The sequence below is a fragment of the Mycobacterium sp. 852013-50091_SCH5140682 genome, assembly GCF_001665685.1.
Classification (GTDB): domain Bacteria; phylum Actinomycetota; class Actinomycetes; order Mycobacteriales; family Mycobacteriaceae; genus Mycobacterium.
The window spans coordinates 167463-176473 of sequence record NZ_LZTB01000028.1; the positions used below are offsets into that span (position 1 = coordinate 167463).

At 65.5% G+C, this 9011-nt stretch carries 8 protein-coding genes; 4 read left to right on the top strand and 4 right to left on the bottom strand.

The genetic code is table 11. The features are described from left to right. Nucleotides 1–3: 3 nt before the first annotated feature. From A5784_RS09805 to A5784_RS09820, 4 genes are all read right to left on the bottom strand, one after another. On the bottom strand, nucleotides 4–1431 hold the full coding sequence (locus A5784_RS09805) for a purine-cytosine permease family protein (RefSeq protein WP_064944696.1): 1428 nt from the start codon (nucleotides 1429–1431) through the stop codon (nucleotides 4–6). Between the two features lie 26 nt (nucleotides 1432–1457). Next, nucleotides 1458–1850, bottom strand: coding sequence for a hypothetical protein (locus tag A5784_RS09810; protein ID WP_064944697.1), 393 nt, complete (start codon nucleotides 1848–1850; stop codon nucleotides 1458–1460). Nucleotides 1851–1858: 8 nt separating this feature from the next. Continuing rightward, nucleotides 1859–3484, bottom strand: coding sequence for a GMC family oxidoreductase (locus tag A5784_RS09815; protein WP_064944698.1), 1626 nt, complete (start codon nucleotides 3482–3484; stop codon nucleotides 1859–1861). Nucleotides 3485–3688: 204 nt separating this feature from the next. Beyond that, nucleotides 3689–5185, bottom strand: a complete 1497-nt coding sequence (locus A5784_RS09820) for a PucR family transcriptional regulator (RefSeq protein ID WP_064944699.1) — start codon at nucleotides 5183–5185, stop codon at nucleotides 3689–3691. 103 nt (nucleotides 5186–5288) lie between these two features. Between A5784_RS09820 and A5784_RS09825 the strand changes: the two genes are divergently transcribed. From A5784_RS09825 to A5784_RS09845, 4 genes are all read left to right on the top strand, one after another. Continuing rightward, nucleotides 5289–6206, top strand: a complete 918-nt coding sequence (locus A5784_RS09825) for an NAD-dependent epimerase/dehydratase family protein (protein WP_064944700.1) — start codon at nucleotides 5289–5291, stop codon at nucleotides 6204–6206. 14 nt (nucleotides 6207–6220) lie between these two features. Continuing rightward, on the top strand, nucleotides 6221–7015 hold the full coding sequence (locus A5784_RS09830; protein ID WP_064944701.1) for an SDR family NAD(P)-dependent oxidoreductase: 795 nt from the start codon (nucleotides 6221–6223) through the stop codon (nucleotides 7013–7015). A gap of 18 nt (nucleotides 7016–7033) precedes the next feature. Then, the gene (locus tag A5784_RS09835; RefSeq protein ID WP_064944702.1) at nucleotides 7034–7816 is read left to right on the top strand and encodes a creatininase; all 783 of its coding nucleotides are present in this window, start codon (nucleotides 7034–7036) and stop codon (nucleotides 7814–7816) included. A gap of 778 nt (nucleotides 7817–8594) precedes the next feature. After that, nucleotides 8595–8825, top strand: a complete 231-nt coding sequence (locus tag A5784_RS09845) for a hypothetical protein (protein WP_064944704.1) — start codon at nucleotides 8595–8597, stop codon at nucleotides 8823–8825. Nucleotides 8826–9011 lie beyond the last annotated feature (186 nt).

Consider the following 9011-nt stretch of genomic DNA (forward strand, 5'->3'; position numbering starts at 1 on the left):
GATCTACTCGACGTGGCTACCGACGACGGGGGCGGGGTTCTTCTGTCTGCGCGCCAGCGAAGTCATCGTGAAATAGTACAGCGGCGACACCACGACCAGCCCGACGATGAACGAAATATCGGTATTGCCAAGGAGTTTGGCCATTGGACCGGTGTAGGCGGTGCCGATGATCATGAACGGCAGCTGTACGGCGACGCCGATCAGGTAGCAGATCACCGCAGGCCAGTTGACCCGGCCGTAGCGGCCGCCGTCGGCTTTGAAGAAGTCGTCGACGACGTAGTCGCCGTGGCGCACCAGGTAGAAGTCGACCAGATTGACCGCGGTCCATGGGACCAGCGCACCCAGCAGCAGGATCAGCAGATTGTTGTACTTGGCGACGAAATCGTCACCGGCCGACAGGGCGACGAACACCGCGAAGGCGCAGATGCAGGCGGCGATGATGGCGCGTTCCCGGGCCCGTGCGGTGAATTTCGGGACGAAGGTCTGGATGATGGTGATGGTGCACAGGGTTCCGCAGTAGAGGTTCATCGCGTTCGTCGCCGCGACTCCGACGCTGAACACCGCGACCACCAGTACGCTGATTCCGGCGGTGGCCTTGGTCAGCGCGATGGCGGGATCGTCGTCGAGGGCCAGCAGACCGACTCCCGCGCCGAGCAGCATCGGCAGGATCGATCCGATCGTTGTGCCCCAGTAGCTCATCCAGAAGGCCGGCTTGGCGCCGGTCGCCTTCGGCAGGTACCGGGAGTAGTCCGAAACATAAGGGGCATAGGCGATCTGCCACACCGCGGCGGCGGCGAAGGTACCCAGGAAACCAGCCACCGACGCGCCGGTGCTGTGGAAGAAGTCCGCAGGCATCGGGTGGACACCGAACGCCCACACGAAGGCCAGTACCAGCGTGATGCCCGACGCCCAGGTCATGATCCGGGCGTAGGCGTGGATCAGCGTGTAGCCCCAGATCGTCGCCGCGATACTGACGCACGCCAGGATCAGGATGCCACCCTTGACCCCGAGGAACGGAAGCACAGAGGCCAGTGACTCACCGCCGAACACCAGGATCGAGATGAAGAACCCGGTGTACATACACACCACCACGGCGACGATGAGTACCGCGCCCAGAGAACCGAATTGGCCTTTGGTCTGCACCATCTGAGGTACCCCGAGGGTCGGGCCCTGAGCCGAGTGCAGCGCCATGAAGATCGCTCCGAACAGGTTGCCGAGGACGATCGCCAATACCGCAGACCATGCCGGCTGGCCGAACACCGTCGTCGCCAGCGCACCCGTGACGATCGCCAGGATCATGATGTTGGTGCCGAACCAGATGGTGAACATGTCCCGGTTACGGCCGTGACGCTGGTCCAGCGGCACCTGCTGAATGGTGTTCTCCTCGATGGAGGAGATGGATTCCGCTGATTTACTGCGGGTTTCACTCATGATGGGTTCTTTCGGGTGGTGTCGGATCAGCGGATGACGAAGCCGCGGTCGACGACGTGCTCCAGCATGTCGACGTAGCTGTCCATGTCGTCGCGCGCGGGGCGCGGTGCCGCGTCATAGGGCATGGCGGCTTTCACTGCGGGGCTGAGGAAGTAGGCCCCCGCGACCAGCACGGTGAGCGCCTCGAACTGCTCGGGTTGCTCGGTGGCCAGGCTGTCCAATGCGGCCTCGGGGTCCTTGCCCGCGCTGGAATCCAGTGCCGCGGTGAGCGCCTCGACGAGATCGGGCCGGTAGCCCAGAGCCTGGTCGAGCAGGTCGCCGGGCACCTCTGCGGTGGTGGCCGACGGCATGGTGTCGCTTGCCGGGATGAGGGTTTCGGCCAGGATGGCGAACACCTGACGCTGTTCGGGAGTGAGCATGGCGGTCCTCAGAACGGAGTGGGGATGCTGGAGCGGGTTTCGGCCAGGTGCCGCATGGACCGCAGTGCGACGGCCATGATGGTGGCGGTCGGGTTCATGCCGGTCGAGGTGACCATGGTGCTGCCGTCGACGATGAACAGGTTCGGGACATCATGGGTGCGGCACCATTCGTCGACCACGGAGTTGGCCGGGTCGGTGCCCATCTTGGTGGTGCCCAGCAGATGCCAGGCACTGTGCCGCACTACCGGAACCGGGTGTATCTCAACGGCTCCCGCGGCGTCGTGGGCTTCGACGGCACGCGCGACGTTGAAGTCCAGCATCCGCCGACAGTTCTCGCCGATGGTGTAGTGGATCTTAGCCGCGGGGATCCCGTCGGAGTCGGTGACGTCGGGATCCAGTGTCACGGTGTTGGATTCGTCGGGCAGGTCCTCGGTGGTGATGCCCCACTCGGTGTAGCGGCCGAAGGTCCGCTTCAGGCGCGGATGGAAGTTGGCGCCGAAGCCGTCACGCCAGTCGTCGCCGGGTTCCCACAGGGTCTGCGCCAGTGGGCCACCCGTGGGCATGAGGTTCCACTTCGCGCCGCGCACGAATCCGCGATCGGTATCGGTCTCGTAGAACTGCAGGGACTGCAGGGCCTGACCGGCCGGGCCGAGCCAGGTCTCCATGTCCTCGTCGTAGGCCCCGTAGACCGAGGCGTACGGGTGGGTCATCAGGCGCTTGCCGACCAGGCCCGAGGAATTGGCCAGGCCGTCCGGCGCCGAGTTCAGCAGCAGCCGCGGCGTGCCGATTCCGTTGGCCGCCAACACCGTCACACGCGCGGCCTGATGCTGCAACGTGCCGTCGCGGTCGACGTACTCGGCGCCGGTCGCCAGCCCACGCTCGTCGGTCGTGATCCGGCTGACCCGGGCTCCGGTGACCAGCTGCACGCCGAGTTTGATCGCGTCGCGCCAGTGGGTGATGTCGGTGCTGGCCTTGGCGCCGACGGGGCAGCCGGATTCGCAAGCGCCGTAACGCATGCAGGCTTCTTGGTTCTTGTACTTGCGCGACGCGATGGCGTTGGGAGCGGGCCACCAGTGCCAGCCCAGCTTGTCCATGCCTTTGGCCGCGATCAGGCCGTACTTGCCGATCGGCAGCGGCGGCAGCGGAAAGGTGTGCGCGTCGGGGTAGGCCGGGTCGCCTTCGAGGCCGGACGCTCCGATGTGGTGGGTCACCTCGTCGAGGAACGGCCGCAGATCCTCATAGGTGAATGGCCAGTCCTCGGCCACCCCGTCAAGGGTCTTGACCCGGAAGTCCGACGGCATGGGGCGCACCCAATGGCCGGAGAACATGATGGTGCTGCCGCCGACACCGCTGAACATCAACGGCTCGACGGGGCTGTCGGTGCTGTCGATGGGATAGTCGGCCGGGTTCTGCCGCACGTTGGGGCTGGCATTCCACTGCTTGAGCCGGGTCAGTTCCCACTCCGGCTTGCCCGCGGTGAAGTCGTCGGGCAGGTTCCAATCGCCCTGCTCCAGGCAGACCACCTTGAGGCCGTGGCGGGCCAGCTCCAGGGCCGCAACCCCGCCGGACGCACCTGCGCCAATGATGAGGACATCAGGTTGCTCGTCGATTGCTCGGGTATTCACCAGTCGCACTCCAGGTCAGATGGCTGCTGTGCGAATAATGATGCGTGGGTCACACTCACGGGCGCGAGAAGTGATCCGCACAAAACGGTAAACCTGCCTTGTGCATGCGCACAAAGTCTGGCAACGTCCTGCCAAACCTCTCCGCCGAGCAGACGTCAAAGTCCACGACACGCCGCGTTTCGCGTGCCGCGACGTCTGCTCGCCGAGGATGGTTTACCGCACCACGTTGCGCATCCGTCTGGCCGCGACGGCGACTGCCAGTGTCGTCAACTGGCCGGGTTGGTCGAGATTCACGTCGAGCAGGCGGGCGATCTGATCCAGCCGGTAGTACAGCGACTGCCTGCGGATATGCAACAGTTTGGCCGCCTCGGCCTTGGCTCCTCCACATTCGATGAGCACTTCCAAAGTCCGCATCAGCTGTCCGCCCTTGGCGGCGTCACTGCGTTCGAGCGCGCCGATGTGGTCGTCGACGAACGCGCGCAACGCGTCACCGTCACCATGGCCGGCCAGCAGCCGTTCCAGCGCGAGCGCCCGCACCCCGAGTGCGGGGCCCGTCACCCCGAGATCCTGCCCGAGCCGCAGGGTCTCGCGCGCCTCGGACATCGCCCGCGGCAACGTTCCGATGTCATCGACTACGCGACTTACAGTGATGCACAACGGGTTTCGCGCCAACCGAAGGGCGCGCGTCGCGGCCTGCACCGCGGCGGCGACGTCGGTGCGCGGTTCGGCCGCCGACACCGTGAGCACGCCACACAACAGACCGTCGACCAGCCCGAAGATGCCGGGCCCGACGTGGTGCAGCAGGGTGTCGGCGACCAGCGCCACGGAGTCGACGCGCTGCGGGTCGACGGCCACACACGCGTAGCGCTGGCCCGACGTCGCGATACCCGCGGCCCGGAGCCGGGTTTCGAGAGCACCGCGGTCGCCCGCCTGATTGGCGACCAGTTGGTCGAGCACCAGCTGTTGCGCCCGCAGGGTGCCCGCGATCCCCTCTCGCATCAGACACAGCCCCAGCACGGTCGGCGCCCGCTCGAGCACTGCAGCGCACAGCAATTCGGGCGCACCCGACGGGTCCACCGACAGCCGTCCCCACGCCGTGCCGTCGACCATGACGGGCACCTCCGCGCGCATCGCGTCGGTGCCGTCGACGGCGCCGGCGGTGACCATCACGCGTCCCGCGTAATCGGTGAGCCGTGCCGACGTACCGAGCATGGCCGCAACCTGGTCGATGAGTTCGTGCAGGGTCGCGCCGCGGGCCAGCGCTTCGGACAACGCCCGTGACGTCTCGTCGGCATAGCGCAACCGTGACACGGACCGGTCGATGAGTTCACTGTTGACCGCCTCGGCGACCTCGGTGAAGCGCAAAGTCGGGGCCAACTCGACCACCGGGAACCCGAGCGGCTGCGCCTCGTCGACCATTTCCGGCGGCACCTGCGCGAATGTTCTGCCGACCTCGAAGAACAATCCGGCCACTGCACGCTCGGCCAGCCGCCGGATGTAGAGCCTGCGGCCGACCTCGTCGACACCGACGAGACCGACGCCGTTGGTCAGCAGCACCTCGTCACCGCGCAGCAGATCCGCGATGTCGTACAGATCGGTGGAGTGCACCCACCGCACGGTGTGGTCCAGGTTCTCCCGGCCACTGAGCACCGTCGGATTCGCCGACCGCAGCGACGGGTGGGCAAGCACGTCGCCGACGGTCAAGGTCATACGACAGTATGACCCACATATGTGTCCGAACCTATGACGTTTCGTCCGTTGTCGTCGACTGACCTGCAGGGCATTCTGGTCCACACAACAGCGAGGAGCACTCATGACCACACTCGTCACCGGCGGCCGCGGTTTCGTCGGTCGTCATCTGGTGGACCAACTGCTTGCCGACGGTGAGCGCGTCATCATGTACAACCGCGACTACTCCGTCGACCCTCGCGACGGAGTAGTCGCGGTCCTCGGTGAACTGTTCGACATCCCACGCCTGACCGACACCCTCACCAGCTATGGCGTCGACCGCATCATCCACACGGCCGGGCAGAGCCATCCGGCCCTGTCGATCGAACTGCCGGTCACCACGTTCGCCGCCAATGCCGATGGCACGCTTGCGGTTTACGAGGCGGCCCGCATGACGGGTGTGCGCCGCATCGTATTCTTCTCGTCGGAATGCGCGCTCGGCAACATCACCGAGCCGGGACCCGTCACCGAGGACGTGAAACCCTCCCCCACCACCGTCTACGGCGTCACCAAGGTGGCAGGCGAGTTGCTCGGCAGCGCGTACAACTCGCTCTACGACATGGAAATCGTCTCGTTGCGCATCACCGAGGTCTACGGACCCGGGCTCTGGATGCCCAGCCTGCTCGGCGACATGATCCGGGCCGGCCTGCGCGGCGAGCCCTTCACTCTCGAATCCGGCGGTGACCATGGCTTCCAATTCGTCTACGTCGACGACGTCGCCACGGCGGCCCGGCTCGCCTCCACCACCGCAAACCTCACCCAACAGGCCTATTTCGTGTCCGGCGGTGACCGGATGACGGTGTTCGAGACCGCCGAACTGCTGGCAAAGTTCCTGCCGCAAGCCAAGTTCGACATCGGCCCCGGCTACCTTCCCGACTGGGACCGGCAGGTCCAGTTCGATCTGAGCCGATCCGAACGCGACCTCGGCTACGTACCGCAGTGGCCGCTGGAGAAGGGCCTGGAGAAGCAGATCGAGTGGATCCGGGCCACCGAGAACCTCTGAAAGGATTGCAGCACATGGGCGAGATGACGAACCGCACTGCGCTGGTCACCGGCGCCTCCTCGGGAATAGGGCTCGCCGCCGCCGCGACGCTGGCCCGTGAAGGTGCCGACGTGGCGGTCCTGGCCCGGCCCGAGGACGACCTGTCCGAGGCCGTGCGGCTGGTGAGCGAGCACGGCCGACGCGCCCTGCCGATCAGCGTCGACGTCCGGGACTCCGCCGCGGTGCGGGCGGCATTCGAGCGCACCGAAGCAGAGCTCGGCCCCATCGACGCGGTGCTCAACAATGCCGGAATCTCCCGCGTCGCACCGCTTGTCGACACCACCGACAAGGACTTCGACGACCTTGTGGCGATCAACCTGGCCGGATCGTTCTACGTCCTGCGCGAAGCTGCGCGCGTCATGCAACCTCGCCGCCGCGGCTCGATCGTGAACACCGGCTCCGAACTCGCCCTCATGGGCCAGCCGGGTTTCGTCGCGTACACGGCGACCAAGGGTGCCATCGTCGCGATGACCCGCAGTGCCGCAGCGGAATTGGTGACCTGGGGCATTCGGGTGAACTCGGTGTGCCCGGGCACCACCCGAACTCCGCTGCTCATGGTCGAATTCGAGGACAGTGCCGATCCCGAGGCCGAGATCGCCGAGATCTCGTCCAGCGTCGCCGCCGGACGGTTCGGCGAACCGCAGGAAATCGCCGAAGCTGTGGTGTTCCTGCTGTCCGACCGGGCCAGTTACGCGGTGGGCACGCATCTCGTGGTCGACGGTGGCCGGTCCACCTGTATACCTGCCGGCAACATCGGCGTCTCTCACTGAGCAACAAGGAGTTACGACATGACTGAACAAAAGCCGCGACTGTACCGGGAGATGACCTGGCCGGAGATCGCCGAGGCGGCGCGCGCCGACATCCCCGTCGCCATCCCGATCGGCTCGACCGAGCAGCACGGCCACCACCTGCCTGTCTGCACCGATTGGCTGATCCCCGAGAAGCTGCTGGAGGAAGCCAGCCGCCGGACCGACCTGGTCGTCGGGCAGTTCGTCCCGTTCGGGTATCGCAGCCGACCGGGCAGCGGTGGCGGACAACATATCCCGGGCACCCTCTCACTGCGGGCGACCACCTACATGGCACTGCTCGAGGACATCCTGAGTGAACTCAAGCGGGCCGGGTTCCGCAATATCGTGCTGTACAACTGGCACTACGAGAACAGCGGATTCATCTACGAGCCCGCTTTTCTGATCTCCGAGAAGCATCCCGAACTGAAGATCCTCGTGATGGAGGACGCCAACCCCGACTTCACGCCGGACCGCCAGCAAGCCATCTGGCCTGACGGTTTCCCTGGCCTCGCGCTCGAGCATGCCGCCGTGATCGAGACCTCGCTGCTGCTCCACCACGCACCCCATTTGGTGCGCGCCGAGCACATCAAGGCCGACGCCCCGGAGCGAGTGGTCAACCACGATGTCCTGCCGATCGACACCCGCATGTCCACGACCACCGGCACGCTGTCCTCCCCCGAAGCGGCCAGCGCTGAGAAGGGCAAGATGCTCACGGAGTGGATGGTCGACCGCCTCGTGGCCATCCTCGCCGAGGAGTTCGGCGACCGCAGGCTGACTGTCTGACTGTCTGACCTCCTTGCCTTGCACCGCGAGCGTGCGTGTTTGTCCCTCGACACGCCGCTCGCGGTCGGCATTTTGCGCACACTCGGCGACGCCACCGCCTCGGTTTGGCCCCGGCGAACTTACGGGCGAGACCGTCTAGCAGTGGTTTGCCACTGGCCAGTTCGAGGACCGCCCCAGCGTCGACTTCTCAACGCTGTCGAGGATGCTGATCCCCCACGTCTGCAATTCATTCGGAGATGTTCGAACAGCCAACGCCTGCGGGCGGATTGCAGGATGATGGTTCGCGTTCGTGATTGCTGGACCAGCCAGCAAGTCCGTACGTGAGAGGGGGCCATGATGTTGTACCCGACGGCATCAGGTGGCAACGTCCTGGTTGATGGTCAGCACTGGCGTGGCAAGCTGCAACGCCCGCAAGGCGGAGACCTAGCAATCCATCTCGACAAGGGTTTGCTGTTCGACGGCCGAGCCCGGGGCCTCGCTCAGGTGGTGACGGTAGGCACGGGAGGCGATCCACTCATCGTCGACGGGCGGGCAGAGGCGGGACGACTCGACTGTCAGCTGCTCGACCCGGCCGCAAGCCGCGACCCGCTGCAGCTGACGGGCACATTTGCGGGTGACGAGTTGACCGGAACCCTGACCGGCCGCCAATCAGGCAATCATCAGCTACGAGGTAGAGACCAATATCGGCGACTTCGAGTTCGTCAACTGGTCGTTCGCGGTTGTGGTACCGCTCGGGTCATGGAAAGGCCGCTCGCTCTGGGGCAATTCGAGCGGAAACGTGACCATCATCATCGATCCGTGTGCCCCAATCCAGGACTGGGACAAGTGGCACATGAACTTCGACCTCTCCACGTGGTGGGGCGCGCCCGTCGCCCACTTCTACGTTCTTCGCGGCGAGATCGCGGAGCCTGACAAATGGGTCACGTTGCTCCCGGGAAGCTGCGCCTGGCCGGACGATCGCTGGGGCGACGTCCAGGGGAGGATGAAGTTCCATCGGGACTACCGGTAATACAAACCGGGGGCGCTAACCCAAACACCGCGAGTGTGCGTGAAATGCCGCTCAAACACGGCGTGTTGGGCAGCAGACACCTTCGTAACTGGTTTTTGTCAAGGGTTTTGGTGGCCGGCCCGGTCCTCGTCTCAACGTAGTTCGTCAAGCGGGTTGGTACCCGACTGCGTTCAACCGAGTTCGGTG